At 65.9% G+C, this 25603-nt stretch carries 30 protein-coding genes; 11 read left to right on the forward strand and 19 right to left on the reverse strand.

Annotated features, from left to right (window positions below):
* Positions 1–144 precede the first annotated feature (144 nt).
* Positions 145–651 carry a DUF2267 domain-containing protein gene (locus CNO20_RS14085; RefSeq protein WP_101296775.1) on the forward strand — a complete coding sequence of 169 codons (507 nt, stop codon included), beginning with the start codon at positions 145–147 and terminating at the stop codon, positions 649–651.
* 50 nt (positions 652–701) lie between these two features.
* On the opposite strand, the gene CNO20_RS14090 is transcribed toward CNO20_RS14085, so the two are convergent.
* The 5 genes from CNO20_RS14090 to CNO20_RS14105 form a co-directional block, all read right to left on the reverse strand.
* Positions 702–1016, reverse strand: a complete 315-nt coding sequence (locus CNO20_RS14090) for a hypothetical protein (RefSeq protein ID WP_101296776.1) — start codon at positions 1014–1016, stop codon at positions 702–704.
* A gap of 109 nt (positions 1017–1125) precedes the next feature.
* Positions 1126–1413, reverse strand: a complete 288-nt coding sequence (locus tag CNO20_RS23415; RefSeq protein WP_199174851.1) for a universal stress protein — start codon at positions 1411–1413, stop codon at positions 1126–1128.
* Complete coding sequence (locus CNO20_RS23420) at positions 1406–1570, reverse strand: universal stress protein (RefSeq protein WP_199174852.1); 165 nt, start codon at positions 1568–1570, stop codon at positions 1406–1408. Before CNO20_RS23420 ends, CNO20_RS23415 begins: the two co-directional genes overlap by 8 nt.
* A 394-nt stretch (positions 1571–1964) precedes the next feature.
* Entirely contained in the window at positions 1965–2510 is a 546-nt protein-coding gene (rdfA, locus tag CNO20_RS14100) for a rod-determining factor RdfA (RefSeq protein ID WP_143423216.1), read from the reverse strand.
* Positions 2511–2673: 163 nt separating this feature from the next.
* Positions 2674–3129: a MaoC family dehydratase gene (locus CNO20_RS14105; RefSeq protein WP_101296778.1), complete on the reverse strand. Its 456-nt coding sequence runs from the start codon at positions 3127–3129 to the stop codon at positions 2674–2676.
* A gap of 255 nt (positions 3130–3384) precedes the next feature.
* Between CNO20_RS14105 and CNO20_RS14110 the strand changes: the two genes are divergently transcribed.
* From CNO20_RS14110 to CNO20_RS14125, 4 genes are read left to right on the forward strand one after another with little or no spacing between them, the layout of a single operon-like run.
* Positions 3385–3885 (forward strand): hypothetical protein, encoded by a 501-nt coding sequence (locus CNO20_RS14110; RefSeq protein ID WP_101296779.1) that lies wholly within the window; start codon positions 3385–3387, stop codon positions 3883–3885.
* On the forward strand, positions 3885–5390 hold the full coding sequence (locus tag CNO20_RS14115) for a UbiD family decarboxylase (RefSeq protein WP_101296780.1): 1506 nt from the start codon (positions 3885–3887) through the stop codon (positions 5388–5390). The genes CNO20_RS14110 and CNO20_RS14115 overlap by 1 nt, the downstream gene beginning before the upstream one ends.
* Complete coding sequence (locus CNO20_RS14120) at positions 5387–6781, forward strand: UbiD family decarboxylase (RefSeq protein WP_101296781.1); 1395 nt, start codon at positions 5387–5389, stop codon at positions 6779–6781. The genes CNO20_RS14115 and CNO20_RS14120 overlap by 4 nt, the downstream gene beginning before the upstream one ends.
* 5 nt (positions 6782–6786) lie before the next feature.
* On the forward strand, positions 6787–7731 hold the full coding sequence (locus CNO20_RS14125) for an MBL fold metallo-hydrolase (RefSeq protein WP_233204206.1): 945 nt from the start codon (positions 6787–6789) through the stop codon (positions 7729–7731).
* Here CNO20_RS14125 and CNO20_RS14130 read toward each other — a convergent pair.
* The gene (locus CNO20_RS14130; protein ID WP_101296783.1) at positions 7712–9127 is read right to left on the reverse strand and encodes a zinc ribbon domain-containing protein; all 1416 of its coding nucleotides are present in this window, start codon (positions 9125–9127) and stop codon (positions 7712–7714) included. The genes CNO20_RS14125 and CNO20_RS14130 overlap by 20 nt on opposite strands.
* Positions 9124–10299: a thiolase domain-containing protein gene (locus CNO20_RS14135; RefSeq protein ID WP_101296784.1), complete on the reverse strand. Its 1176-nt coding sequence runs from the start codon at positions 10297–10299 to the stop codon at positions 9124–9126. The genes CNO20_RS14130 and CNO20_RS14135 overlap by 4 nt, the downstream gene beginning before the upstream one ends.
* 180 nt (positions 10300–10479) lie before the next feature.
* Between CNO20_RS14135 and CNO20_RS14140 the strand changes: the two genes are divergently transcribed.
* A complete protein-coding gene (locus tag CNO20_RS14140) occupies positions 10480–11634 on the forward strand; it encodes an acyl-CoA dehydrogenase family protein (protein WP_101296785.1) in 1155 nt (384 codons plus the stop codon).
* Between the two features lie 89 nt (positions 11635–11723).
* On the opposite strand, the gene CNO20_RS14145 is transcribed toward CNO20_RS14140, so the two are convergent.
* Positions 11724–12569 (reverse strand): enoyl-CoA hydratase/isomerase family protein, encoded by an 846-nt coding sequence (locus CNO20_RS14145; protein WP_101296786.1) that lies wholly within the window; start codon positions 12567–12569, stop codon positions 11724–11726.
* 79 nt (positions 12570–12648) lie between these two features.
* Between CNO20_RS14145 and CNO20_RS14150 the strand changes: the two genes are divergently transcribed.
* Positions 12649–13083, forward strand: coding sequence for a pyridoxamine 5'-phosphate oxidase family protein (locus CNO20_RS14150; RefSeq protein WP_101296787.1), 435 nt, complete (start codon positions 12649–12651; stop codon positions 13081–13083).
* On the opposite strand, the gene CNO20_RS14155 is transcribed toward CNO20_RS14150, so the two are convergent.
* Genes CNO20_RS14155 through CNO20_RS14175 form a run of 5 tightly spaced genes read right to left on the reverse strand, consistent with a single transcriptional unit; the run spans position 13080 to position 15631 of the window.
* Positions 13080–13376, reverse strand: a complete 297-nt coding sequence (locus tag CNO20_RS14155; protein WP_233204207.1) for a PaaD-like zinc ribbon domain-containing protein — start codon at positions 13374–13376, stop codon at positions 13080–13082. The genes CNO20_RS14150 and CNO20_RS14155 overlap by 4 nt on opposite strands.
* Positions 13373–14137: a Phenylacetic acid catabolic protein gene (locus CNO20_RS14160; RefSeq protein ID WP_101296788.1), complete on the reverse strand. Its 765-nt coding sequence runs from the start codon at positions 14135–14137 to the stop codon at positions 13373–13375. The genes CNO20_RS14155 and CNO20_RS14160 overlap by 4 nt, the downstream gene beginning before the upstream one ends.
* Positions 14134–14343, reverse strand: a complete 210-nt coding sequence (locus CNO20_RS14165) for a phenylacetic acid degradation PaaB family protein (protein WP_101296789.1) — start codon at positions 14341–14343, stop codon at positions 14134–14136. The genes CNO20_RS14160 and CNO20_RS14165 overlap by 4 nt, the downstream gene beginning before the upstream one ends.
* Entirely contained in the window at positions 14340–14714 is a 375-nt protein-coding gene (locus tag CNO20_RS14170; protein ID WP_101296790.1) for a metal-sulfur cluster assembly factor, read from the reverse strand. Before CNO20_RS14170 ends, CNO20_RS14165 begins: the two co-directional genes overlap by 4 nt.
* Positions 14711–15631 carry a Phenylacetic acid catabolic protein gene (locus CNO20_RS14175; protein ID WP_101296791.1) on the reverse strand — a complete coding sequence of 307 codons (921 nt, stop codon included), beginning with the start codon at positions 15629–15631 and terminating at the stop codon, positions 14711–14713. The genes CNO20_RS14170 and CNO20_RS14175 overlap by 4 nt, the downstream gene beginning before the upstream one ends.
* A 199-nt stretch (positions 15632–15830) precedes the next feature.
* On the opposite strand from CNO20_RS14175, the gene CNO20_RS14180 reads away from it, so the two are divergent.
* A complete protein-coding gene (locus tag CNO20_RS14180; RefSeq protein ID WP_101296792.1) occupies positions 15831–16313 on the forward strand; it encodes a GNAT family N-acetyltransferase in 483 nt (160 codons plus the stop codon).
* Positions 16314–16315: 2 nt separating this feature from the next.
* A complete protein-coding gene (locus tag CNO20_RS14185) occupies positions 16316–16597 on the forward strand; it encodes a 2Fe-2S iron-sulfur cluster-binding protein (protein ID WP_101296793.1) in 282 nt (93 codons plus the stop codon).
* 635 nt (positions 16598–17232) lie between these two features.
* On the opposite strand, the gene CNO20_RS14190 is transcribed toward CNO20_RS14185, so the two are convergent.
* The 6 genes from CNO20_RS14190 to CNO20_RS14215 form a co-directional block, all read right to left on the reverse strand.
* Complete coding sequence (locus CNO20_RS14190; RefSeq protein WP_101296794.1) at positions 17233–18885, reverse strand: acetate--CoA ligase; 1653 nt, start codon at positions 18883–18885, stop codon at positions 17233–17235.
* Between the two features lie 70 nt (positions 18886–18955).
* On the reverse strand, positions 18956–19735 hold the full coding sequence (locus tag CNO20_RS14195) for a CoA-transferase subunit beta (protein ID WP_101296795.1): 780 nt from the start codon (positions 19733–19735) through the stop codon (positions 18956–18958).
* Positions 19725–20627: a CoA transferase subunit A gene (locus CNO20_RS14200; protein WP_233204208.1), complete on the reverse strand. Its 903-nt coding sequence runs from the start codon at positions 20625–20627 to the stop codon at positions 19725–19727. The genes CNO20_RS14195 and CNO20_RS14200 overlap by 11 nt, the downstream gene beginning before the upstream one ends.
* Positions 20628–20726: 99 nt before the next feature.
* A complete protein-coding gene (locus CNO20_RS14205) occupies positions 20727–21815 on the reverse strand; it encodes a branched-chain amino acid ABC transporter permease (RefSeq protein ID WP_101296797.1) in 1089 nt (362 codons plus the stop codon).
* Positions 21815–22690: a branched-chain amino acid ABC transporter permease gene (locus tag CNO20_RS14210; protein ID WP_101296798.1), complete on the reverse strand. Its 876-nt coding sequence runs from the start codon at positions 22688–22690 to the stop codon at positions 21815–21817. Before CNO20_RS14210 ends, CNO20_RS14205 begins: the two co-directional genes overlap by 1 nt.
* Position 22691: 1 nt before the next feature.
* Entirely contained in the window at positions 22692–23855 is a 1164-nt protein-coding gene (locus CNO20_RS14215) for an ABC transporter substrate-binding protein (protein ID WP_233204209.1), read from the reverse strand.
* 215 nt (positions 23856–24070) lie between these two features.
* On the opposite strand from CNO20_RS14215, the gene CNO20_RS14220 reads away from it, so the two are divergent.
* A complete protein-coding gene (locus CNO20_RS14220; protein ID WP_101296800.1) occupies positions 24071–24832 on the forward strand; it encodes an ABC transporter ATP-binding protein in 762 nt (253 codons plus the stop codon).
* Entirely contained in the window at positions 24829–25536 is a 708-nt protein-coding gene (locus CNO20_RS14225) for an ABC transporter ATP-binding protein (RefSeq protein WP_101296801.1), read from the forward strand. The genes CNO20_RS14220 and CNO20_RS14225 overlap by 4 nt, the downstream gene beginning before the upstream one ends.
* Positions 25537–25603: the final 67 nt, after the last annotated feature.

The following is a 25603-nucleotide window of genomic DNA, read 5'->3' on the forward strand; positions in this document are numbered from 1 at the left end:
GGTTCGCCCATAGTCCGGACGTCGGTCGCCCAGACCCGTCGTTGGTCGGCCCCACCCGGCCGGTTCGGAAACTGACGAAGTGCCGCAGGCAGTATCGAATCGGGCGGGGCATCTATCCATCTTCGTCGCGAAGTGAAAACCGGCATGGACTACGACGCCTTCATCGGCGAAGTGCAGAACCGCGCACAGCTCTCGTCGCGCGAAGACGCTGTCCGCGCGACGCGGATCACGCTCGAGACGCTCAGCCGGCGCATCAAACCGGGCGCAGCCGAGAACCTCGCGGCACAACTCCCCGAAAAGATCGGACGTCACCTCTCGAAAGTCGGCACTGTCGAGACGTTCGAGTGGAACGAATTCGTCGGCCGGGTCGTCGAGAAGAGGGACTACAACCCCGAGGACGAGCGTGGGGACGCCGTCCACCACTCGCGGGCCGTGATGGACGTCGTCGCGGAAGCGGTAACCGTCGGCGTGATCGAAGAGCTCCGCGACCAGATCTCCTCCGCCGACGACTGGAACGAGCTATTTGTGCTGGTCGATCAGGACGAAAAGCCGTCGACGAGGAGCAACGCTCGGGGTAGACCGAACGGCTGCCCCGTTGCGTCGACCGGACCTCCGCTTTCGGGATTGGTCCCCCGTCAAGCGGCGAGGTAAATCTCGGTTGGTTTGAACGCGCCGCCGGTGGTGCGTACTGCCGCCGCCGCTCACGTGTAGTTCATGTTATCGAGTCTGTAGCGATTCGTCGCGTGGGTTCTGCTCACCACGAGATACTGGCCGTCTTCCCGCCGCTGTAACTCGACGCCGAAATCGCCGAGGTTTCCCGGATTGATCGACGCTGGTGGGTTCTGGAGCGTGAACCTGAGTGTCGCTTTGTCGCCACGCACGCGCTCGGCCTTCCTCGCTTCGACGTGTATCACCTCCCCGTTTCGCTTCACGTCGATAGTCCCCGTGAACTCCCACGCGTCTCCGTTGTACCGCACTCTCTCACCTTCGAGTTCCTGTACGTGCGTTTCGGTCATCGTGTAGCGACACCAAGTGAAGATCGGCACTGGAGGACAAAAAACCCCGGTTACGGACGACTTGAATACCGAGCTCCAAACCGCTTCCGCCGACCTCGACCCGTCGCTGCTAATTCCGTTCTGACGGCCGTTCGCGGATGACGGTGACTGGCACCGGCGACCGACGGACGACGGTTTCGGCGACGCTTCCGAGGACGAGTCGTGAGATTGCCCCCCGGTTGTGGCTCCCCAGCACGAGCTGATCGATCAGGTTCTCGTGAAGGTAGTTGACGATGACGTCTCTCGGTCGACCGCATTTCCACTCGGTTTCTACGTCGATCCCGCGGTCAGCAGCCGTCGCCCGCGCTCGCTCGAAAATTTTCTCGGCCTGGCTCTCGGCGGCGCTCGTCCTAATCACCCGCACGATCTTCGATACCCGCGGCGGTGTGGTCGGCGAACAGCTCGACGACGTGCAGCACCGTGAAGGTCGCGTCCGTGATCCCGCGCAGAGCGAAGGACAGCGCGGCGTCCGCCAGCTCACCGCCGTCGTGAGGGACGAGGACGTGACGGCTCATATCATTCGTAGAAGGGGCGTCGATTTATACTTTCGCGCGGAGACGTGGAGCGTGTGACGCTCGAATAGAAGGCGGAAACGTGGCCGCTGGCGGTGACCCTATCTCCGATCGAGAGACACTCAGTCACCGAATTCGGACGCCAGAGCTCACCGGTACGGTTTCCGCACCCCCTCTCGCCGTGCTGTCGAACAGTGCACGCGCGTTTAGGGCAGAGGAGTTCGGATTCTCTATATGGGTCTGATCGATGCCACTTCGAGCGGTCGTGAGGTATCCAACGGTCGTGACGGGAGTTGTTGCCCTGTGGCAATTACGCAGCGAGCTTTTAGCTAAAATTGAGGCACTAAGCCCCCGTCCTCAAGGAGCGAGCGAAAGCGAGCGAGTAGGTAGGGGTAGTTCACAGCGGATAGTGGGATTCGCACACGTACCCCATTTCGAGTGCGTCCCTGATCGTCGTCGCGTTCGCACACGTGGGACAAGAAACGAGCACGAGCACTTCTTCGACGCGCGCAACCTCGTCGCTCGAAATACCGGCCGCTGAACCGGATTCCGAAAGGACGCTTTGAACGTCGGACGACAGTCGGGCACGGAGGCTCTCGATCCGCCGTTCTGTCGGTTGCCCCCGCGGTATCGGGGAATCAGTCGCCTCCAGACACGCTTTCAGGTGGCGCTCCATGATTTCGACCGGGATCATCTCGCCGCGCAATCCGTCCGGATCGATTCCGTGCGCCTTCAGCTCGGCGGAGAGATCGTCGGTCGCATCCTCACGCTCGTCTACCAACAGTCTGTATTCGGTCAGTACCTGCGCCGGGGTAGCGTCGCGATTCGCCCGGTCGTACACGGACGAGAGGACCTTTCTGTTGAACCAGTCTGCGAGTTCAGCGCTGGTGTCGCACCTCCAGTTGTTCGTTCCGCACCGGCGGGCAACCAGGTACTCGTCCACCGAGTCGTACAGCCGGGTTCGCACCGCCACGCCGTGTTCTACCGTCAGTTCTTCGACCCGACAGCAGTGATTAGACATGGTCTATGATCAACTTTATCCTACATGGATATTCGGATGAGCGATATCCGACACGTCGGGGAGTGAGCACCGTCAACCGAGGGTTCTACGCGTTCGAATTCTTCCGCAGGAAGATGTTCGTGGCGGTCCACGAGAGGACCTCCTCGCGGTCCTGATTGCGAGCCGTCAGTTCGTTCTTGACGTACCCGCGGTCGTCCCGACTCGTGGATTCGCGTGCGTCCACGATCTCGTTACGAACACTAATGACGTCGTCGGGCCGAACCGGCGCCCTCCAGCGCAACTCGTCGAGCCCGAACGAGCCCATACTCGCCGCGTCGATCAAAAAGCCGTCGACCAGCAATCGCATGCAGACGCCGGCGGTGTACCATCCGCTGGCGATGATTCCCCCGTAGATCGACGCTTCGGCGGCCGATTCGTCGACGTGGATCGGCTGCGGGTCGTACCGCTGTGCGAACGCGACCATCTCGTCCTTCGACACGCGGTAGCTACCGAGTTCTCGGATCTCCCCCTCTCGAACGTCCTCGAAGTGCAGTTTCGTCATCTACTTCGATGTACTTCCGGCGGACGCATATAAATCCTCGTACAGACGCGCGCCGTCGGAGATCCGGAGAGAGGAACCACTGCCGACAGCTCACCTCGAAGCAGGTCGATCGGTGGGGAGAGAAGTGGCTCTCTGGGTTTTCGTTCGGAGAGTGAACTGACCCGGCGTAAAAATCAGGAAGAACTTATGTGCCACCGTGTGGTTTGTCCCGAACATGTACACCGTTCTCTTTCCGCCCGCTCGGAGGTGGATGGGGTGACCGGGGAATACATCACCTCGGAGGAGCACTTACCCGACGATCTCGACGGCGAAATCACGCTTCAGGTGACGGACACGCAAACGAAGGAGATATTCGTCACGCGCGCCCGCATCGCGCGCGACGAGGAGGACCTGACGGACCCCGATTCGCTCATCGTCGTTCGGGGCCCTCACGAAAGCATCGAAGAGCAGTGGTACATCGAAATCGAGGAGGCGGACGTCGACCTCCGCGAGGTCGATCGCGATCTGCTGAGAGACTGCATCCAGCGGACCCGAGCCGATTCCAACGTCATCAACGCGCGCTCCGACGAATTCAGGGCGCTTCTCGCGTATCTCGTCGAGACTGGCCGGTACCCGTCCGTTTCGGAAGCCGTTCGATCGATTCTCGGCGACTACCTTTCCGAGCAGTATCCCGACCTCGTCGACGCGTACGTGGACGTGCGGACGGAAGTCGAACAGGACGAGCTCGCCGCGCGATTAGGAGGGGACAACCCGTAATGACCGTCGACAGCCTCCGGGAGTACCTCTCTCTCCTGGAGTCACGGGGAGAACTCAACCGCATTTCGCGGGACGTTTCCTGGAACCTGCAGGCGAGCGCGGTGACGATGCGGGCTGATCAGACCGACGACGCGGTGCCCGCCTTCGAATCGGTACCGAATTCGGGGGCGTGCGAAGCGCGGTTGATCGGCGATCCGTTTCGCGGCTCCCGCCGCCGTCCGTGGGACCGCATCGCCGGGGCGCTCGGGCTACCGCGGGGTCTGACGGGCGGCGAGTATTACGAGGTTGTCATCGACCGCCTCAAGTCGCCGGTTCCGCCGACGGTCGTCGACCGAGAGGCGGCGCCGTGCAAGGAAGTCGTCGCGAAAGGGGAGCAGGTCAACTTGTTCGATCTCCCGTGGCCCTACATCCACGCCGGCGACGGCGGTCGGTACTCGAATCTCCACACTATCGTCACGTCGGATCCGGACTCCGAGTGGATCGACTGGTCGTATCACCGAGCGATGATCCACTCCGGGACGAAGGCGAGCGTGCTGTTCCTCGCTGGGGAACAGACGCCCAATCTCTACTACTACAAGTACGAACGGCGGGACGAACCGATGCCTATCGCGATCGCCGTGGGGACCGAACCCGCGGTTTCCCTCTCTTCGGTTATGTGGATTCCGACCGGCCGCGACGAAGCCGACTTCGCGGGCGGGTTGAAGCGGGCGCCGGTCGAACTGGTCCCGTGCGAAACGAACGATTTACTGGTGCCCGCCACCGCCGAGATCGTCATCGAGGGGTCGGTGCTCCCCGGGCGGCGGCTGGACGAGGGTCCGTTCGGCGATTACTTCGGCTACATGCACGGACCCCGCCGATCGATGCCGGTCCTGCAGGTCGACGCGATAACCCACCGCGAACGGCCGTACGTCCCCTTCTGCGTGGAGGGGGTCGGCGTCGGCCACACGCTCAACTCCAGCACGACGATGGAGGTCGCTTGCGTCGGTCCCGATGCGACGCTCGGCCTGCGGACGGCCGGCTTCGACGTCGAACGGTGCGCTCCGTGGCGGTTCACGCCGCGAACGGTGTACACCGTCTCGACCGAGGTGTCCCGGCCGGGGTACCTACACAACCTGGCCAACTTCATCTTCACGACGTGGGGCATGCTCCACATCGACTTTTTCGTCTTCGTCGACACGGACGTCGATCCGCTCGATCAGCGCGCCGTCTTAGAGGCGATCGCGGTCAACGCCGACCCGAACGAGGACTTCCACCAGTTCGGCGTGGAGACGATGCCGAAGGTCCCGCTCAACATCTATCAGACGCCGGAAGAGAAGGGCGACGCCGAGACGGGGACGTCGAAAACGAAGACCGCCAAGGCCTACATCGACGCGACTCGCGGCGACGACGCTCCCGCCAGGCCCGACTACCTGACCGACTCCGAACTCGTCCGGAAGGCGCGAGAGACGCTCGCGCGCGCCGGACTGCCCCTCGACGTCCAATCGCGATCGGAGGCGGCGTCGTGACGACGCTACGAGAACACGTCGCGGCGCTCGACGGCGCGGACGACCTCCTCCGCATCGAACAGCGCGTCCACTGGGCGACTGACGCGCCGGCGATCGCCGCGGAGGCGGCGCGCGAGAACGGGCCGGCGATCCTCTTCGAAAACGTCCCTGGGACGGCGAGGCTCGTGAGCGGGGCCTACGGCGGGCCCGACCAGATGCAGCCCCGAACGCGGATGCCGTGGTCGCGCGTCGCGGTGGCGCTCGGCCGCGACGGCGACCTACCGTACACGCGGCTCCTCCAACGCCTCTCGGCGACGGCGTCCGCGAACGCGACACCGACCCGGACGGAGCTCGCGGCGACGTACGGCGAGTCGGACCCCTATTCGCTCGGACTCCCCGCCGTCGGGTCCGCTGCGGGTCCGGCGGTCACGCTCGGGCTGATCGCCGTCTCCGCGGACGACGGGACGACGTGGGCGCCGATTCGAGGGGCGGTGAAGGGGAGCGCCGAACTCGTCGCGTCCGTTCCCGCGGCGCTCGGCGACTCCCTTTCGCCCGGAACCGACGCGACGATCGCGCTCGGCGCTCCGCTCGCCTGTCTCGTCGCGGCCGCGCTCAGGTGGACCGGCGACGCCGGGTACGGCGATCCGCTGGGGATCGCCGGAACGCTCGACGAGGTGTCCGTCGCCGAAGCGCGGGGCGGACTCGTCCCGGCGAGCGCCGAGGCCATCCTCGACGGAACCGTGTCCGACGTCGGCGGACGCCCGTCGCGGCGGGCCGAGAGCTGGGAGTACGCCACCTCGACGACGGAGATCGGACTCCGGCTCACTGACATCGCGCTTCGGGACGACCCGCTGATTCCGTTCACTCCGGTCGGCGCGCCGTTGGCCGACGACATCCACCTCGCCGGACTCGTCGAAGCCGCGCGGCTGTACCATCGGCTCAACAGCTACTGGGGGGTCACTCCGGTAGAGTGGATCGCCCTCCCGGTCGAAACGAAACTGGGGATGTGTCTCGTCGCGAGCGAGATCCTCTACGCGGGATTCGAGTGGCAGCTGGCCAACACGCTGTTTTCGTTCTCGCGGCTGTTCGACAAGGTCCTCGTTCTCGACGCCGACGCGCCGGCGGCCACTCTCGCGCGGGCGTTCGACGACATGTGGGTGAAAGCCCACCCGTCTCACGACTGGCAGTTCAGCGAGCCGGCGGCGCCGGCCGCGACGGCGACGGCGTACCGTCGCGACGGGACGCCGGGCTCGCGGCTGTACATCAACGCGACGTGGGACCCGCGGTGGGACGACGAGTACATCGCGCCGCGGGTGGGTTTCGAGACCTCGTTCCCGGACGACGTCCGCGAGTTCGTCCTCGACAACTGGAGAGACATGGGGTTCTCGTCGACGCCGGAGGAGGAGGAGTGAGACCCGTGCGACGAATCACGGTGAGCGACGGCAGCCCCGAAGGGACGAACAGCGCGTACGCCCTTCCGGAGCGCGGCGTCGTGATCGACCCCGGTCCGCCGGGCGACGCTTCGTGGGAGCGGCTCGTCGACGGACTCGCCGACGCCGGCCTCCCGATTTCGGCGGTTTCGGCGGTCTTCGTGACTCACTGGCACGTCGACCACGCCGGACTCGCCACGCGGCTATCCGACCGCGCCGACGCGGCCCTCTACTTGCACCGAGGCGACGCCCCCCTGGTCGCCGACTACGCCCGGGAGCGCGCGCGGCGAGTCGAGCGCGACGCGAGGCGGTTGACCGAGTGGGGGGTTCCCGAGGAAGCCGTCCGGACGGTGCGAGCGGGGGACGAGCCCTCGCCGCTGCCGGCGCAGTTTCCGGTTCGACCGCTGACGGACGGCGACCGGGTTGCCGGAGTCGAGTGCCTCCACGCCCCCGGTCACACGCTCGGCCATGCCGCGTTCGCCGCCGACGGCGCGCTCTACGTCGGCGACGCCGTGCTCCCGGCCTACACGCCGAACGTCGGAGGAAGCGACACGCGCGTCGAAAACCCGCTCGACACCTACCTCCGAACGCTCGACAGGCTCCGCTCTCGCCCCGAGACGGCGCGTCCGGGTCATGGTTCGGAGGTGGCGCTCGCGGCGCGCATCGACGAAATCCGCTCGCACCACGCGGAGCGCCGCCGGCGAATCTACGCGATCGTCGAAGAGCGGGGGCCGAGTACGCCGTGGGACGTTGCGACGCGGTGTTTCGGAGAGCTGCGCGGTATTCACGTCAAAATGGGCGCCGGCGAGGCGGCCGCCCACCTGTCGCACCTCGAAGCGACCGGCCACGTCGACCGCGCATCCGACGACCCGGTCGCCTTCGCCCCGACGGATCGCGGCGACCCGGACGACCTCACGTTCCGGTCGGCGTGAACTTGACGCCGTACCGCGGAATCCCCTCCTGTTCGTAGATCCTCCGTATCACCGCTCGCACCTCGTCGCCGACCGCCACCGTTTCCGGATCTACGTCGGTGAGCTGCGCCGGGAGCGTCGCCGATCCGTCGTCGGTCGAGAGTTCGACGATAGCGACGCCGTACGCGCCGTCGCGCCGCTGCTGGTCGGTGAACTCGGGCGGCGCGCCGCCCTGACCGATCACGGTCACCGCTCGAACTCGTCCGACGCGCGGGAGTTCCACCCGGTCGAAATCGACGTTTCGATGGCACTCCGGGCAGACGCCTTCCGGGGGAAACGCGAGCGACCCGCACCGGGGGCACGTTCCGGCGACGAGCCGGTAGCGCTGGTCGAGCGAGCGCCGCCACGACGGGAGGCTGACGTGCGCTCCGCCGCCGGCCACCTCGGCTCCGCCGACGTAGCCGCGCTGCCGGAGGTACGCCGGATACGCTATCCGCTCGCCGCGGTCGAGCTGATCGTCGAGTCCGGCGTCCGCGCTCCCCTCGAAGAGCATCGCGGTCGCGCCCCCGCCGCTCCCGAAGAAAACCGCGAGCGTTCGATCGTCTCCCCGCGCCGACGCGAGCCCCGAGAGCAGTCCGAGCGGGACGCCCGCCGCGCCGGCGTCGCCCACTCGATCGACCACGGTCCCGCGACGCAACGGTTCGGTGTCCAGCGGTAGCCCGCGAGTCGCACGCGTCGGCGTCCGAGTATCGGGCTGGTGAATCGCGGCGGCGTGGACGTTCGAGACGTCCGCATCGAGGCGATTGACGGCCTCGATCACGCTGGTCCGAACCGCGTCGCGCTCGTACGCTGTCGCGCCGAGCCCCGCGACTTCGTCGTCCCCCCGCTCCCGATAGCGGACCCCGGGGAACTCGTCGACGTACGTGGCCGAATCCAGGTGGGTGACGGCGGCCGAGTCTGTGACGAGAAACGCCGCCGCGCCGGCGCCGAAGGGGTGATCCGCGCCGGCCGGGTCACCCCGCGGCAGGTCCGACGCGACAGCCAGCGCGGGTGAGGTCGCGGAGAGGCAGGCGGAGAGCGCCTGCGCCCCCGAGAGGGTGCTCTGCGCGTGCGTGCGGACCGAAACGGACTCCGAGAGCCCGAGCGCGCGGACGAGCCGAGGGGCGAGCGCCTCCTCTTCCAACGGGGGCGTCGTCGTGGCGAAGCTCACGAGCGAGACGTCGCGCGGATCGACGCCGCCTTCGGCCATCGCGGCCTCGGCCGCCGCGATTCCCAGCGTCAGCGCGTCCTCGTCCGCGGTCGGGACCGCCTTCTCCTCGATTCCGGTCCCCGAGAACCGCCCCCACGCGTCCGCCACCGCGTCGGCGGAGATCCGAAGGCGCGGAATGCAGACGCCGGCGGCTTCGATACCCCTCACGCGGATCCCTCCGCCGAGCGCTCGAAGACGTGGACCGTCGCGCTCCCCCCGCTTCCGCCGACGTTGTGGGCGAGCCCGTACCGCGGATTCTCGACCTGCGTGTGCGCTCCGCCGCGGAGTTGCTCGAACGCCTCGACTATCTGCCCGGTCCCGGTCGCCCCGATGGGGTGGCCCTTCGATTTGAGGCCGCCGCTGGTGTTGACCGGGAGGGCCCCGTCGGGATCGGTCACGCCGTCCCGGAGAAGCTGTCCCCCCTCGCCCCGTTCGCAGAACCCGAGGTCCTCGTAGGCCACGATCTCGGCGATCGCGAAGCAGTCGTGGACCTCGGCGAAGTCCACGTCCCCGGGTTCGATGCCCGCCTCGTCGTACGCGCGCTCGGCGGCGCGGCGGCTGGCGGGAATACCCGTGAGCGTGCCGCGCTGGAACAGTCCCACCCGGTCGCTCGACGCGCCCATCCCGGCGACCCGAACCGGTCTGTCGGTCACCTCGCGGGCGACCTCTTCGCTCGCCACGAGGACGGCGCTCGCGCCGTCGGTCGTCGGACAGCAGTGATAGAGGGTGAGCGGGTCGGCGACGGTCGGCGCCGACGTCGCGTCCTCGAGCGTGCACTCGAAGCCGAGCTGGGCGTTCGGGTTCCGGGCACCGTTGCGGTGATTCTTCACGGCGACGCGGGAGAGGTCCTCCGCCGTCGTTCCGTACTCGTCCATGTGTGCGCTCGCCATCTGGGCGTAGACGCCGGCGAAGGTCGTCCCCGAGAGGCGCTCCCACTCGGTCTCGCCGCTCACCCCGAGCCACCACTTCGTGTGATCCGAACCGGTGTCGGTCATGATTTCGTACCCGCCGGCGAGAACGACGTCCGCGAGACCGGCGCGGACGGCGGTCACCGCGTTTCTGAAGGCGAAACCGCTCGCCGAGCACGCGTTCTCGACGCGCGTCGTCGGTATCCCGTGCAACCCGACGTGTTCGGTCACCGCCGGTCCGCTCAGCCCGAGCTGTCGCCCCCCGACGCCGAGGGTACCGACGAACGCCTCTTCGATCCGCTCTCGCTCGAACCCTCCGTCGACGCTGTCGAGCGCGCGTTCGAACGCCGTTTCGAACAGCGACCGGTAGCTCTCGTCGGGAAACGAGCCGAACGGCGACTGGCCCGCTCCGACGACATACGCCTCTGTCATACTCTCACAACGGGGACAGGGGCTAAAAAATCATAGGGCAGAACGCGGGTGAGCGCGCTGCCGCGACCCTCCGGCCGCACCGCCTCCTCGTCTCCGGTTGCGTCTATCGTCCCTTCAGTGGCCTCTCGGACCCCGAGCGGAGCACGAGCATTTATCAGGGTCGCTGTGATTGTCCATCACATGGGCCTGATAGAGAACGCGCTGTCTCCCGAGAACCGGGAGATACGCGATCGAGCCGCATCGTTCGCAGCCGAGGTCGTCGCGCCGCGAGCCGCCGAGATCGAAGCGACCGACGAGTTCCCGCGCGACGTGATGGAGGCCGCCGCCGAGTACGATCTCCTGGGAATCCTCCTGCCGACGGAGTACGGGGGCGTCGATTCGGACTTTCTCTCGTACTGCCTCGCCATCGAGGAGGTGGCGCGCGAGAGTGGGGCCGTCGCCGAGAGCATTCAGGGACATACCTTCGCCGCGCTCCCGATCGCCCGGTACGGAACGGACGAACAGCGCGAGGCGCACTTGCGCGGGATGGCCGCGGGCGAGAGGATCGGGGCGATGCTGCTGACGGAACCGGGCGCGGGGAGTTCGCCGTCTCAACTCGAAACCGTCGCCGAAGCGCGGGGCCAAGAGTACGTCATCTCGGGCGAGAAGTCGTTCGGCACCAACGCGGGAGTCGCCGACGTCCACCTCGTCGTCGCGCGCGTCCGCCCCGCCCCGGATGATTCCCACGGCGTGAGCGCGTTTCTCGTTCCCGGCGTCGAAGGCGCGGAGGGGCTCAGCTTCGAGCGCGCGGCGTTCATGGGGATGCGGGGACATGTCACGGGCGACACCACGTTCGACGAGGTGTCCGTTCCGCGCGAGGCCCTGCTCGGCGACGTCGGGCAGGGGTTCCGCATCGCGATGGGCACCATCGACATGGCTCGCACCGGGCTGGGTGCGATCGGAACCGGCATCGCGCGGGCGGCGTTCGACCGCTCGGTCGAGTACGCCGGCGAACGGGAACAGGGCGGACGGGCCGTCGGGAACTACCAGGCCGTCCAGGTTCTCGTCGCGGAGATGGACACCCGCCTCGACGCCGCCCGGCATCTCGTGTTCGACTCCGCGGCAGCGATCGCCGACGGGGAGGGGGACACGCGAGCGTCGAGCAAGGCGAAGTTCGCCGCGAGTGACGCCGCGGAGTTCGTAACGCGCAACGCCGTACAGGTACACGGCGGCAAGGGCTACCGGAAAGACCTGCCGCTCGAACGCTACTACCGCGATGCGAAGATTCTGAGCATCATCGGCGGGACGACGGAGATACAAAAGACGACCGTCGCTCGGTCCGTACTCGACCTCTGAGTCCGGACCCGGCTTGATCCGTTCACCGCCGACTTTCGCCGCTCACAGACCACATTCGAGATACCGGCTGCCGGGCGGTTCGTTAGTCGTCAGTCGTCAGTAGCGGGCCCCTCGACCGTCTTCTCGCCGAGCTCGGCGGCGACGAAGTCGGGCTCGCGCTTCTCGAGGAACGCGGAGATCCCTTCCTCGGCGCCGGGCGTCTCGAAGAGCTGGTTTTGCAGTTCGCGTTCGTGGGCCAGGGCGTCCCACAGCGGCAGTTCCATCCCCTCGTTGACGGCGAGTTTGTCGAACCCGACGGCGCGGTTCGGCAGCTCTGCGATCTGGTGGGCGAACTCCAGCGCCTTCCCCTCGACCTCCTCGGGGGGGTGGAGTTCGTCGAAGAGCCCAATCTCGTGCGCCTCCTCGGGGTCCAGCGTCTCGCCGGTGACCATCATCTTCAGCGCCTTCGACCGGCCGATGTACCGGGGGAGGAGTTGGGTCCCCGCTTCGCCGGGGATGAGACCGAGTTTCACTTCGGGAACCCCGACGTTGTAGTCCGGATCGTCGCCGATGAACCGGAAGTCACAGGCGAGCGCGAATTCCAGTCCGCCGCCCATGCAGTGGCCGTCGACGGCGGCGATGAAGAGCGTGTCCGTCGTCCGCATCTTCATGATCGTCTCCTTGCTCGTCTGGCTCGCCTTGCCGATGTGCCGGCCCGTCTCTTCCTGGAGGGCCTGAATATCGTATCCGGACGAGAAGAACGTCTCGTTCTCACTGGCGAGGACCGCGACGCGCACGTCCTCGTCGAACCGGACGCTTTCGACCGCCGACTGGAGCTCGATTATCATATCGAGGTCGTGTGCGTTCGCCGGCGGCCGGTCGATTCGAAGGATCCCAACGTGGCCGTCCATGCTGGTCGTAAAGTTCTCTAGCTCGAGGTCGCTAAACGACTCCATGCATGCAGTGCGTCACCGTGTGTCCATATATAAGTTTTCATGGGGCAACATTCAATTCGGCGCGTTCTGATCCCTAGCCATGCCGCGCAACTACGGCAAGATCGCACTCTCGGATCGCGAACGCCGACGGCTCCTCGACGACGCCCCGGTGATGCGGTTCGCAAGCGTCGACGGCGACGGCGTGCCGCACGTCGTTCCGGTCGCCTTCGCCGAGGTCGACGGCGACCTCTGTTTCGAAACCGACGAGGATTCGATCAAGACGCGGAACGTGCGGGAGACGGGAAAAGCCTCCGCGGTTGTCGACGCCGGCGCCGACGACTACTCGAAGCACCGCGGCGTCATGTGGCGGGGCGACGCGCGCGTCGTGGCCGACCGCGAGACGGAAATGGAGATCGAGCGCGCCCTCTTCGGGACGGTCAAATCCGTTCCCGACGCGGGCGGACACGAGCGGGTGAAAATCGCCCTCCGCCCGGAGACCGAGGTGTCGTGGGACTTCCGGAAACTCGCCCCCTAGTCCTCGCGGCCGGTGTCCGGGCGCTTCCCGTCGTACTTGAGGCGCTCGAACACCGTGTGGCAGCTCTCGCAGTAGTACTGGCTCTTCGAGATCTCCGAACCGAACGCCGACACCCGCTCGACGTCCCGCGAGTCGCAGAAGGGGCACGCCGGCCTGTCGGTCTCGGCGGCCTCCGTCGGCGGGCGTTCGTCGATCGGTGGCCCGTCAGCCGTGGATCCATCCGGCGGATGTCCGTCGGTCGGCGTTCCATCCCCCGGCGTTTCGTCCGGCGACTGTTCGTCAATCGCCTTCATTCGGCGGCGAACTCCTCGTTCCTGACGCCGGTGAGGGCGTCGACGACGGACTGGTCGATCGCGCCGTCGCCGACCCGGCGGCGCGCCTCGTCCCACTCGTCCTGCGTCGGGCCGTCGCGGTCGACGCCGTCGAGGGACACGGACGTCCCGTCGAAGAGCCGAGCGTAATGGGCGACCAGCGCGTCCCGGAGGTCGGCGGCCGAGCGATCGGCGAAGCCGGACCGAACGACCGGGTCCGAATCGGCGTCGTAGCTCTCGGGGCCGACGAACGCCAACGCCTTCGGCAGCGCGTCCTCGAACGCCCCCTGTAACTCCTCGGGGCGATCGTCGGCGAGCGTCGCCAGACGGGCGTCGTGGTACTCCAGGTGGAAGTACTCGTCCTCGCCGATCTTCCGCGCGAGGCCGCGGAAGTCGTCGGACGCGATCGAGTCGAGCATGTACCACGCGGCTCGATCGGCCGTCGCGACGGCGACGAGGTGCTCGACCCAGCTGTCGCGCGTCGCGTCGAGCGTCGCGGCGTTGCGGAACTCCTCGGGGGCGCGATCGCCTTCGAGCCACTCCCCGTCCCGGCCCTGCTGTTCCAAGAGGCGGAACAGCTGGCGGACGTGACCCGCTTCGTCCTGCGCGGTGCTCGCGCCGCCGATGTCGTCCTCCAGCGACGGGCCGGTGAGCATCCACTCCGCGTACCGGTGCGACAGCAGGAGTTTCGTGTCGGCGATAGCCTGCACGTAGTCCACTGCCTCGGCGGGCCACTCGCTCACGGGCTCACCTCCGGCGACGGAGCCGTCCGTTCGCCCGTCACCTCGAGCAGGTGCTCCCGCGCGACGACCGCCATGTAATCCCAGCTCTCCTCGTCGAACGTCGTCCGCGCGTAGGACTTCGCCAGCGCGTCGCTGTCCGCCTTCACCCGACCGATGTGCAGAATCTCGTCGCCCGGATTGAGTCGGGCGAACACCTCGTACTTCATAGGCTGATCCCCGCTTCGCGCATCTTCTCGCGGACCTCGGGAGTGAGCCTGTCCTTCGACCAGACCGGATCCCAGACGATATCGATGGTTACTGATTCGACGCCGGGGACGGGACGGAGCATGCTTCTGACGTCGTCCTGGATGAAATCGTACGCGGGACACCCCATGCAGGGGAACGTCATTTCGACGGTGACGTCGCCGTCCTCGTCGCGGACGTCGTATATCATCCCCATCTCGACGAGGCTGACCGGGATGTGGGGGTCGGGGATCTCGTCGAGGAGCGCCCACAGCTCCTCTTCGAACGCCGCGTTTCCCTCGGATCGGTCGAACCCGGGTTCCCCGGCGTCGACGGGCGTCATGTTCGCGCTCATGCCGCCGGTTCCACCTTCCCGGACTGGATCATGTTCACGTACTTCTCGTTCGCCGGCCCGCGACTCCGCCAGCGGTCGATGACGTCCGACCACGAGATCGGCTCGTCGAAGAGCCACTCCTTGTTCTCCTCGTCGTACGCCACCGGGAGGTCGTATTCGAGGACGTACTCCTCGCTCTCCTCGTCGTAGTGAGCCGGAATGTCGATGCCGAGCTCGTCACAGAGCGGAACGGTGCTGTCCATCCAGGCCTGGCGCAGTTCGTCGTTCGACATGCCCTTGATGCGGTACTCCAGCTGGTCGTCGTGGCGCTTCTTGTCGTCGGGGAGGCCGAACCACTCGATGGCGATCGGGAACATCCAGTCGACCGCCTCCTGCAGCTTCCGCCTCGTCTTGTCGTTCTTCCGTGCGAGGCGGCGCATCCAGGTTTCGCCGTGTCGCAGGTGGAACTGCTCTTCCTTGCTCACCTTCGTCAGGGCGCGCTTCCACGGCGCGTAGGAGGTGTTCTCGTGGATGTCGCCGAGGAGGACGATCCCCGCGCGGTCGAACAACCCGTGGGCCGTGACGAGTTCGGCGAAGTTCTCGATCGGCTGGTCGAAGCCGTACGTGTTCCGCCACTCGTGGGGTTCTCGGCCGTAGATGAGCTCCTCGCGGTCCACTCCGAGATCTTCGAGGAGCCGGTAGGCGATGTGCCCGTGCCCGAGTTCGTCCTGGATGACGCTCACGCAGGAGGTGCGGGCGTTCAGGCTCGGCGCGTTCAGCGACTGGTCGTAGTACGCGGGGGCGCTCATGAGTTCGGTGTCGCCCGACACCGTGAGAATCGTCTTCAGCGCGTCGAGGTAGCCGTCCGTCATCTCGTCGACCGATTCGATCATCCGTCCGTTTTGCAGTTCCGCCTTGAACTGCTGTTCGCTAACCATAGGTGCTTCCTCGCCCGTGAGGTTACGACTCATACCTAATAGCGTTTTCTCCCGTTCGACTGTGATAGTTCGGGTCTTCCTCGACGGGGATCTATTATCGTCGTCCGGGTACGGTGCGCCGTGGCGCTGAAGTCGCGGTCACCGACGCACGGTCACCGACCGGGACAACATATTTATCGCAGGTGTTCGACCACCATACATGGAATTCACAGTGAGACAGGCACGTCCGGAGGACGGGGACGCGCTGCTCGACCTCTGGCACGGGTTCACCACGCATCTCTCCGAATACGACAACCGGTACCGACACAAGGAAACCGCCGACGAGCGCTGGCTGAAGTACTTCGAAAACCAGCTCCTCGAATCGAAGTACGGGGTCGTCTTCGTCGCCGAGCGCGAGGGAACGCTCGTCGGCGTGATCGAAGCCCGCGTCATGGGCAACCACCCGATCTTCCGCCTCGAGAATCACGGCCACGTCCACGGTCACTTCGTCGACGAAGCGTACCGGGACCAGGGCGTCGGCAGCGCCCTCCTCGAAGCCGCCGAAGAGTGGTTCGCGAGTCCGCCCCGCGAGGTCGACTTCTACCGCATCACCACCATCGAAGGCGACGAGACGGCCGCCGAGATCTACACCGCCCTCGGGTGCAGGCCCGTCGAGCACGTCTACGAGAAGCGCCTCCGCTGACCATGGTCGAAACGTACGAGGTGGAATTCGTCGACGAGGGGCTCACCATAGAGGTGCCGGAGGACACCCCCATTCTGGAGGCGGCCGAGGAGTCGGGCCTCGACCTCTCCTACCAGTGTCGGATGGGCGTCTGCGGCGTCTGCTCCGGGCTGATAATCGAGGGCGAGGTCGACCAGACCGAGGGAATGTTTCTCTCGGACGGCGAGCGCGCGGAAGGCTACGTGCTTACCTGTATCGCGAAGCCGCTGTCGGACCTGAAGATCGAGACCAACACCGGCCCGTAAGGCGCATCTTTTCCGTCGACCGTTTTCTCTCCGTCTCCCAACGCCGCTTGCTGTGTCACGGGCATCTTTCGATCTGCGACGGTAGCTCTTCGGTACCGGTCGGGACGCGCTGTTTACGAACTCCGTATACTGTTCTCGTATACTCACATGCCTATGTCTGTAACGGGATCGCTCCGACCACCTCCGTCACGTCGAAAACAGTCTGGGAGTGCTAACTCGCCTCACGATAGAGCGAACCAAACCGCGAGTCCCCGTCACGACGGGTAACGCTCGGATCCAACCGGTGTACCGCGAGCGAAAACAGTCCTGTTATCGAGAGCTGTTTACGGCGGATTGGGGACGCGATGCGGCGCTCCCGGTCGCTACGATACGGGAGAGACCCGAGCGACGGAACTACTCGTGGGAACGACAGCGAGCCGTTCGCGGCAGAAGTCGGCGAAGGGCGATCCGGCGCGATCGTCGGCTGACGCGGTCCGTCGTCGGTGCACTCGGGACGTAAACCCCCGCGGGCGCGTGCAAGCCCGGGGCGACCGCGGCGGCGCAGCGCCCGACCGATCCGCGAACCTCACCGTTCGTTGCGTACGATGTCGGCTCTCGGTCGGAGAAACAGAACGATCGAATCCGCTCTCGACCCGTTATACGGCCCGGTCGACCCGCTTCCGCTCTCGTTCTCGAAGTTTCACTCGCTGGATCTTCCCGGTCTCCGTCCGCGGAAGTTCGTCGACGAACTCGATCTCGCGGGGGTACTTGTACGGCGCGAGCGTGTTCTTTACCTCGTTTTGGAGCGCTTCGACGAGCGCGGAGTCGGGCGAGAACTCGGGCGTCGGTACGACAAACGCCTTGACGATCTGCCCGCGCTCCTCGTCCGGACTCCCGACGACCGCCACTTCGGCGACGGCGTCGTGGCCTTCGAGCACCGCTTCGACCTCTGGACCCGGAATGTTGTACCCGCTCGAAATGATGAGGTCGTCGCGGCGGGACTTGTACTCGAACCGGCCGTCCTCCCGCTGGACGAAGATGTCTCCGGGGAGGCACCATCCGTCGACGACGACTTCCCCCTGTTTGTCCGGTCGGTTCCAGTAGGTCATCCCGGTCGGTCCGCGCACGGCCAGCAGCCCAGGCGTCCCCCGGGAGACTTCCTCGCGGGTGTCCGGATCGACGATCTTGCACTCGTAGCCGGGAACGGGGTAACCGGTCGCGCTCGGATCGACCTCGTCCGTCCGCCGGTGACTGATGAAGATGTGGAGCATCTCCGTCGTCCCGATGCCGTCGAGGAGCTTGATGCCGTACTGCTCTCGGAAGCGCTCGTACGTCGTCGGCGTCAGCGGTTCGCCCGCGCTCATCCCGAGCCGGAGCGAACTCACGTCGTACTCCTCGGGGCCGTCGGGGTGGTTCGCCAGAATCTGGTTGTACGCCGTCGGAATTGAACAGAAGATCGTGATGCCGTGGTCCTCGATCGCTTCGAGCAGCGTCTGCGGGGTCGCGTCCTCGACGAGACTCGTCGCGGCCCCGAACCGGAGCGGGAACGTCACGAGGCCGCCGTACCCGTAGGCGAACGGCAGCGGCGGGTTCCCACCGAAGACGTCGTCCTCCGTCGGATCGAGGCAGTACCGCGCGTAGCTGTCGGCGGTCGCCAGAAGCTGACGGTGCGTGTGAAACGTCCCTTTCGGCCGGCCGGTCGTCCCGCTCGTGTAGAGCATGAGCGCGAGGTCGTCCCGTTCCGTCTCGTACGGGTCGAGGTCGGCCGAGGCCGCCTCGACCAGTTCGTCGAAGTCGCGGTGATCGTGGGAGACGGCCGTCCGGTCGACGACGACGACGTTTTCGAGCGTGTCGAGGTCGGGGAGCGCGGCGTCGAGCTCCTCGAGGAGTTTGTCGTAGACGATGGCGACCGTCGCCTCGGCGTCGTTTACGATGTAGGTCAGCTCCTTCGCGCGGAGCAGTTTCATCGACGGGAGCGCGACGGCACCGATCTTCTGGACCGCGAGACAGGAGACGACGGCCTCCGGTCGGTTGGAGAACCGAACGAGGACGCGATCGCCCGGTTCGACGCCCAGGTCGAGCAGGGCGTTTCCGAGTCGGTTCACCCGCTCGCGTAACTCGGCGTAGGTGATTTCACGGTCCTCGAAGCGGACGGCGACGTTGTCCCCGCGCCCCTCCGAAACGTGTCTGTCCACCAGCTCCTCCGTGACGTTTAGTTCCCGCGAGTAGTGGAGCTCGGGCAGCGGGTAACTAAAATCCGGACTCTCGTCTGCCTCCGGGAGGTATCCCTGTGGGATAGACTCTTGCATGTCTGCTTGTACCATCCTGGTTTACCATGATATATTTTGCGGTGAGGCCTCGTTTTCCGAGGGTCGGGCGCTACTGCGTCCAGAACCCGTCCGGATCGAACCTGCGTGTGAGCGACAGGACTTCCTCGGTCGGTTCCGGCGTCGTCGTCACCTCGCCGATACCGACGTCCTCCGCGGTCTTGAGCTCCCACGGAAAGTCGGGACGGATCTCGTCGACCGTGACGCCGGGATGGACGGATCGGAGGTAGAGTTCCCCGTCGGCGTCGAAGCCGAAGCTCGCCTTCGAGGTGACTAACGCGACCGGTCCGCCGCCGGGAACCGCGTTCGCCTCCCGCCAATCGCCGCCGGTTCCGTGGCCGGGGCTCGTGTTGTAGTGCACCCTCTCTACGAACCGGCGCGATTCGTGCGCCATCAGAATGACGGTTCGATTCGCCATGCAGGCGATGTCGCACGCGCCGCCGCTGCCCGGTAACCGAATCTCCCGGTCGCCCGCGCGAACACGCGTCGTGTTCAGATTGCCGTGGCGGTCGATCTCGGCGCCGCCGAGGAACCCGACGTCGATGTCGCCCCGCTGGAGGCGGCTCATGATGTCGAGCATGCCCGTCGTCGAGACCGCCCGATCGAGGTTCGGGAGGTCGCACATCGTGTGCAGGAACCCGTCCGCGGGGTCGTCGCGGACGACGCCGCTCTCGTAGACCGCCATCGCGTTCGGCGCGTGTGTGCTCACCGCGACCTGAAACGCGATAAGCGGCAGCCGCATGCCGACGAACGCCGTGTCGCCGTCTTCGATCTCGCGCGCCGCGGCGCTCACCATCAGCTCTCGATCCGTGTAGCCGCGCTCACCGGCCATAGGTCACCTCCGCGGCGACGGTCGGTTCGGACACGTCGAGGTTCCCCGGATCGCCGAGCACGTCGAGGTACCCCGCGCGTCCGTCGACGCCGCGAACCCACTTGTCGGCCCACTCGTCGAAGGCCGCCCGCGTGTCAGTCGAGCGGTGGTATCGGAGGTAGTACTCGTTGTCGCGGTTGTAGCGGCCGGTCAGCGGCGACGGGTGCGCTCCGTAGGGACATTCGACGACGGCGGCGACCTGCTCGCGGGTGATCGCCACCCGACTCGGATCGCTCTTTATCACCTCCGGGTCGACGAGTTCCTCGGCGACGACGATGACGTTCTCCGCCGCCCCGACGGCGGGGTTCATCGCGCCCGCGTTCCCCCAGAAGTGGGCGTCGCCGTACGCGTTCGCCCGCTGGACGTGAACGACGGTCCAATCCGGGCGGATCGCGGGAACGAGGGCGAGCCGGTCCCCGGAGAAGGGGTCCTCGGCCTCGACGAACAGGTCGCTTTCGTCGAACACGTCACTTCCGAGCAGCGAGCGGGTCGGGAGGTACGGGACGCCCATCGCGCCGGCCTGCAGCGCGAGAGCGATGCTCAGGTTGGAGTGGTTCTCGACCGCGAGGCTCCCCGATTCGACCGCCTCTCGGAACCGGTAGCCCGTTCCGGCGCTGACGTTGCCGACCCACGCGGCGCGGACGCGATCGACGAGGCCTGCGCCGATGAGCTGGTCGAACAGGATGTCGCTGATCGGCCCGATGAGGGTCAACTCGTCCGTGTTCTGTCGGATGAGCTCGTGCCCGGCGGCGAAGGGGATCGCGTGTTCGAGCGCGAGGCCGAGCGCGACCGAATCCCCGGGTTGAATCCGCTCGATGGCTTCACTCATCGAAGCGCGCTTCTCTCGTGGCATACGTTGGCTATCCACAGGTAGGACATATAAATCCGCGCCTACGGTGCACCGGTTGTCAGCGAAAGACGGGGGCCGCGGTCTACAGGTGATCGAAGCGGTTCACTTCCGGACGTTCTCCACGTAGCCGCGGAGAGCCGCCGGAACGTTCGAGACGGCTTCGCGGGGGTTCCGCTTGAGCGACGTGACGGCGCCCGCGATACCCGTCGGCGCAAAGATGACGACTAGCACGTAGATCAAACCGAGGACGACCTCCCAGTTCCCGACGCTCGAAAGCGCGTCTTCGAGGAAGACGACGAACACGGCGCCGACCATCGGCCCCCACAGCGTCCCCATCCCGCCGAGCAACGTCATGACGATGAGTTCGCCGCTCACCGTCCAGTGGAGCATCTCCGGGTGCGCGGTGCTCTGGAACGGGACGAAGAGACCGCCCGCGAGGCCGGCGAACCCGCCGCTTATCGCGAACGCGACGATCTTGTAGTGGCGGACGTTGTACCCGACGAACGCGATTCGATCTTCGTTCTCGCGGATGCCTTCGAGCACCCGGCCGAACGGAGAGTTCGCGAGCCGGAGAACCAGGGCGACCGACAGCGCTACGATGGTAAGCGCGAGGAAGTAGTAGGTCACGAGGGAGTCGAAGGCGAATCCGGCGACCTCGTACGACGGAATCCCGACGAGACCGTTGTCGCCCGCCGTCACCTGGTCGACGCCGAGCGCCGTCGCGGGGATGTCGTTGAACGCGAGCGTGTAGATCATCTGCGCGAACGCGAGCGTGAGCATCGCGAAGTAGATCCCCTTGGCTCGCACGCTCAGCCAGCCGATGAGTGCCGCGACGACGACGCCGGCGATGATCGCCATCGGGAGAACGACGAGCGCGTTCCGCGTCACGTTTTCGAGGAGGAGCGCGACGGCGTAGCCGCCGGCGCCGAACATCGCGGCGTGCCCGAACGACAGGAGTCCGGCGTACCCGAACACGAAGTCGAGGCTGAGCGCGAACAGCGCGAAGATGAGCGCCAGCGTGAGGAGATTCATCCAGAACGGCTGAATCGCCTGGGCGACGGGAGCGAACGCGACGAGCGCGAGGCCGACGCCGACGAGCGCGAGGCGACCGGTCCGCCCGATGATAGCCGCGTCCTCCGCCTCCGTTTCCGTTCGGGCGGAGTAACGGTCCAGAACGTCCTCGATAGCCATCAGACGCCCTCCGGCTGTCCGAACAGCCCGCTGGGTTTGAGTAACAGGACGACGGCCATGAGTACGAAGATCAGCGTGTCGGTCAGCGAGGGGGCGACCATCGGGCCGTAGGCGTTGAGCAGACCCACGACGAGCGCGCCGACGACCGCCCCTCGAAAGCTTCCGAGCCCGCCGATGACGACGATTGCGAACGCCTGGATGATGACCGCCGCGCCCATCGAGGGGTCGACGGCGCGAGCGGTGCCGAGCAGTACGCCCGCCAGTCCCGCGAGCGCGGAGCCGAGGACGAACACGGCCGTGAAAACTTTCGCCACGTCGACGCCCAGCGCGTCGACCATCTCGGAGTCGTGGGCGCTGGCCCGCATCAGGACGCCGAAGTTCGACCGCGTGATGGCGAGCCACAGCGCGACGACGATGAGGGTGCTCACGACGAGCAGAAACACCCGGTACGTCGGATAGCTGATCAATCCGAGATCGATCGCCCCCGAGAGCGCGTCGGGCGTGGAGATGTTTCGAACCTGTCCGCCCCAGATGTCCGTGACCAACCCCTGTATGATAATCGCGAGGCCGAACGTCAGAAGGATGTGGTACAGCGGGTTCCGGCCGTACAGCGGTCGGAGCGCGAAGATCTCGATGAGGGCACCGACGACGGCCACCGCGAGCGGAACGACGAGAAGTGCGAGCCAGAAATTCCCCGACTGGGCCGTCAGTGCGAACCCGAAGTACGCCCCGAGCATGTAGAGCGACCCGTGGGCGAAGTTGATAACGTCCATCATCCCGAAGATGAGCGTCAGTCCGACCGTGATGAGGATGAGCGTCATTCCCATCTCGACGCCGAGCAGCGTCGCCTTCGCGAGTGCGGTAGTCGTGACCATGTTAGAGGCTGCAGTTCCAGGTGGGTCCTTCGACGGACTCGAGCGTTTCGACGATCTCGTTGGTCACGCCGCCGTCGGCGGAGACGACCTTCCGGACGTCGAGATCGTGAATCGGATCGTTCGTCTTCGGATTGAACCGGAAGTTCCCGCGCGGACTGTCGATCTTCGCCCCGGAGAGCGCGTCCACGAGCTGCTCGACGTCGGTGCCGCCCGCCTCGGTGACGGCTTTCTCGGCGGCCAAAGCGGCGTCGTAACCCTGGCAGGCGTAGACGTTCGGCGCGGTATCGTGCGCACCGCGGTACGCCTCGACGAACGCCTGGTTCCGTTCGCTCTGCTTTGTCGGCGTGTAGTGCAGAAGCGAGTACATCCCCAGCGCCGCTTCGCCCTGAGCCGGAAGCGTGTCGGCGGAGAGGAGAAATCCGCTCCCCGTCTGGGTCATCTTGTCGTTCAGGCCGAACTCCGAGAACTGCTTTACGTAGTTCACCGCGTCGCCGCCGGCGAAGAACGAGTAGACGGCGTCCGCTCCGCTGTTTTCGATCTCCTGCAGGAACGACGAGTAGTCCGACGTCCCGAGCGGGGCGGCGACCTCGTCGACGACGGTCCCGCCGGCCTTCTCGAACTCCTCGCTGAAGAACGTCTTCGACTGCTGTCCGAACGCGTAATCGGCGTAGGAGACGCAGACGTTGTCCGCGACGTTGTCCATCACGAACCGAGCGAGCGGGGCGCTCGTCTGCCACGAGTTGAAGGCCGTTCGGAAGTGGTACTTGCTACAGCCTTCGGCGACGAGCTTGAAGTTGCCCGAGTTGGCGTTGAGCCACAGCGCGCTCGCCTGTTTTTCCACCTCCGGAAGCATCGCCGCGGCGACGGCGCTCGAAACGGGACCGACGAGGAAGTCTACCTGCTCTTTCTGGATGAACTCCTTCGTGATGGAGACCCCGGTACTCGTGTCCGCTCCGGTGTCTTTCTTGACGTACTCCACTTCGGTGCCGTCGATCTCGCCCCCGAGGTCGTCGACGTGGAGTTTAAAGCCGTTCTCGATACTCTCGCCGAGCAGCGAGTACGTTCCCGAAAAGGGGAGGACGAATCCGACCTTGACCGCGCTGGACCCGCCGGCGCCAAGCGAATCCGTACAGCCGGCCAGCGCGAGCGAGCCCGCTGCCCCCACCCCGGCGAGGAATCGCCGCCGATAATGGTAGTTTCGTTGACTATTCTGGCCGCCGCTAGCCCCCTCGGATGGTATGGCTTCTCGAACCATACAATGGCCATCCGAGCAATCCATTATATAAATTGTGATGGTCCGGCAAACGAGTGTCATGAATTAACATACTAACTCAGTTAACACAAGTGAGATTTTTTATACGAGACCGGCGAACGGATCCCATGGCCGAGCAACTCCTCGTGCTCGATGATGTGACCAAGGATTTCGGGTCCATCCGAGCGGTCGACGGATTCTCGCTGGAGATTCCTGCGGGGGAGGTGACGGCGGTCATCGGACCCAACGGGGCCGGAAAGACCACGCTGTTCAACCTCCTCACCGGGAAACACGCGCCCACGGCGGGTCGCATCTTCCTGCGAGACGAACGGATAGACGGCAAACCGCCGCACGAGATCGTTCGGATGGGAGTCGCCCGCTCCTATCAGATCACGAATTTCTTCCCGAAGCTCACGGCGCTCGAAAACGTACGCCTCGCCGCGCAGGCGCGGCACACCGGGTTCTCTCCGCGGGACTTCCTCACCCACTACGCGGACCTGGGTGAACCCGCCGAAGCGGCGTACGGAGTGCTCCGGCGTCTGGGTCTCGAACACCTCGCAGACGAAGTGGCGAGCACGCTCTCGCACGGCCAGCAGCGGCACCTCGAAATCGGCATCGCACTCGCGGCCGACCCGGACGTGCTGTTCATGGACGAACCGACCGCCGGAATGAGCCCCGAAGAGACGGCCGAAACGAAGGAGCTGATCCAGGACCTCGCCGCGGATCTCACGCTCGTCATCGTCGAACACGACATGGAGGTCGTGATGGAGTCCGCCGACAACGTTGCGGTGATGAACCGCGGCTCGCTGCTCGCGACCGGCACGCCCGATTCGATACAGGAGAACGAGGCCGTGCAGCGCGCCTACCTGGGCGGCGGAGGTGCCGTATGAGTTCCGCGATCGTCGAAGTCGATTGCATCAACACGTACTACGGCACCAGTCACGTTCTCCACGACGTCTCGCTTACCATCGCCGAGGGCGAGATCGTGGCCCTCGTCGGCCGCAACGGGGCGGGGAAGACGACCACGATCCGGAGCGTCATGAACCTGACTCCGCCGAAGACGGGGACGGTCCGCCTTCGCGGATCGGAGATCCAGGGGCTCGCGCCTCACGAAGTCCGGCGCGAAGGTATTTCTTGGGTGCCGGAGGACCGCCGCGTCTTCCCGAATCTCACCGTCGAAGAGAACATCGATCTCGCAGCGAACGTCGAGAGAACAGACTCGATCGCGGAGGTCTACGAGCGGTTCCCCCGACTGGACGAACGTCGACACCAACGCGCCGGAACAATGAGCGGCGGCGAACAGCAGATGCTCGCCATCGCGCGCGCCGTCGTCGGTCCGCCCCCCGACCTCCTGATGCTCGACGAACCGTCCGAGGGGCTCGCCCCGCAGATCGTCGAGGACGTAGTGGACGCGATAACGGAACTCAACGAGGACGGAACGACGATTCTGCTCGTCGAGCAGAACGCCGAGATGGCGCTGGAACTCGCAGATCGCGCCTACGTCCTCGAAACGGGGCGAATCGTCCACGAAGCCCCGGCGTCCGACCTCCTCGGCGACCGCGAGGTCATGGAATCGTATCTGGGGGTCCGATGACGGCCGGAACAGCTAACAAGACGCCTGGACATGCGAAATCATGATTCGACACCGCGAGCGGGATGAC

The sequence above is a fragment of the Halegenticoccus soli genome (assembly GCF_002844195.1).
GTDB classification, from domain to species: Archaea; Halobacteriota; Halobacteria; order Halobacteriales; family Haloferacaceae; genus Halegenticoccus; species Halegenticoccus soli.

What these genes read in the sequence shown, in the direction of transcription:
- CNO20_RS14115 (WP_101296780.1), top strand. Translation starts at nt 3,885, where the DNA reads ATGACCGTCGACAGCCTCCGGGAGTACCTCTCTCTCCTGGAGTCACGG.
- CNO20_RS14085 (WP_101296775.1), top strand. Translation starts at nt 145, where the DNA reads ATGGACTACGACGCCTTCATCGGCGAAGTGCAGAACCGCGCACAGCTC.
- CNO20_RS14140 (WP_101296785.1), top strand. Translation starts at nt 10,480, where the DNA reads ATGGGCCTGATAGAGAACGCGCTGTCTCCCGAGAACCGGGAGATACGC.
- CNO20_RS14210 (WP_101296798.1), bottom strand. Translation starts at nt 22,690, where the DNA reads ATGGTCACGACTACCGCACTCGCGAAGGCGACGCTGCTCGGCGTCGAG.
- CNO20_RS14135 (WP_101296784.1), bottom strand. Translation starts at nt 10,299, where the DNA reads ATGACAGAGGCGTATGTCGTCGGAGCGGGCCAGTCGCCGTTCGGCTCG.
- CNO20_RS14145 (WP_101296786.1), bottom strand. Translation starts at nt 12,569, where the DNA reads ATGGAGTCGTTTAGCGACCTCGAGCTAGAGAACTTTACGACCAGCATG.
- CNO20_RS14170 (WP_101296790.1), bottom strand. Translation starts at nt 14,714, where the DNA reads ATGAGCGCGAACATGACGCCCGTCGACGCCGGGGAACCCGGGTTCGAC.
- CNO20_RS14220 (WP_101296800.1), top strand. Translation starts at nt 24,071, where the DNA reads ATGGCCGAGCAACTCCTCGTGCTCGATGATGTGACCAAGGATTTCGGG.
- CNO20_RS14185 (WP_101296793.1), top strand. Translation starts at nt 16,316, where the DNA reads ATGGTCGAAACGTACGAGGTGGAATTCGTCGACGAGGGGCTCACCATA.
- CNO20_RS14180 (WP_101296792.1), top strand. Translation starts at nt 15,831, where the DNA reads ATGGAATTCACAGTGAGACAGGCACGTCCGGAGGACGGGGACGCGCTG.
- CNO20_RS14090 (WP_101296776.1), bottom strand. Translation starts at nt 1,016, where the DNA reads ATGACCGAAACGCACGTACAGGAACTCGAAGGTGAGAGAGTGCGGTAC.
- CNO20_RS14190 (WP_101296794.1), bottom strand. Translation starts at nt 18,885, where the DNA reads ATGCAAGAGTCTATCCCACAGGGATACCTCCCGGAGGCAGACGAGAGT.
- CNO20_RS14225 (WP_101296801.1), top strand. Translation starts at nt 24,829, where the DNA reads ATGAGTTCCGCGATCGTCGAAGTCGATTGCATCAACACGTACTACGGC.
- CNO20_RS14175 (WP_101296791.1), bottom strand. Translation starts at nt 15,631, where the DNA reads ATGGTTAGCGAACAGCAGTTCAAGGCGGAACTGCAAAACGGACGGATG.
- CNO20_RS14205 (WP_101296797.1), bottom strand. Translation starts at nt 21,815, where the DNA reads ATGGCTATCGAGGACGTTCTGGACCGTTACTCCGCCCGAACGGAAACG.
- CNO20_RS14165 (WP_101296789.1), bottom strand. Translation starts at nt 14,343, where the DNA reads ATGAAGTACGAGGTGTTCGCCCGACTCAATCCGGGCGACGAGATTCTG.
- CNO20_RS14150 (WP_101296787.1), top strand. Translation starts at nt 12,649, where the DNA reads ATGCCGCGCAACTACGGCAAGATCGCACTCTCGGATCGCGAACGCCGA.
- CNO20_RS14195 (WP_101296795.1), bottom strand. Translation starts at nt 19,735, where the DNA reads ATGGCCGGTGAGCGCGGCTACACGGATCGAGAGCTGATGGTGAGCGCC.
- CNO20_RS14105 (WP_101296778.1), bottom strand. Translation starts at nt 3,129, where the DNA reads ATGACGAAACTGCACTTCGAGGACGTTCGAGAGGGGGAGATCCGAGAA.
- CNO20_RS14155 (WP_233204207.1), bottom strand. Translation starts at nt 13,376, where the DNA reads ATGAAGGCGATTGACGAACAGTCGCCGGACGAAACGCCGGGGGATGGA.
- CNO20_RS14200 (WP_233204208.1), bottom strand. Translation starts at nt 20,627, where the DNA reads ATGCCACGAGAGAAGCGCGCTTCGATGAGTGAAGCCATCGAGCGGATT.
- CNO20_RS23420 (WP_199174852.1), bottom strand. Translation starts at nt 1,570, where the DNA reads ATGAGCCGTCACGTCCTCGTCCCTCACGACGGCGGTGAGCTGGCGGAC.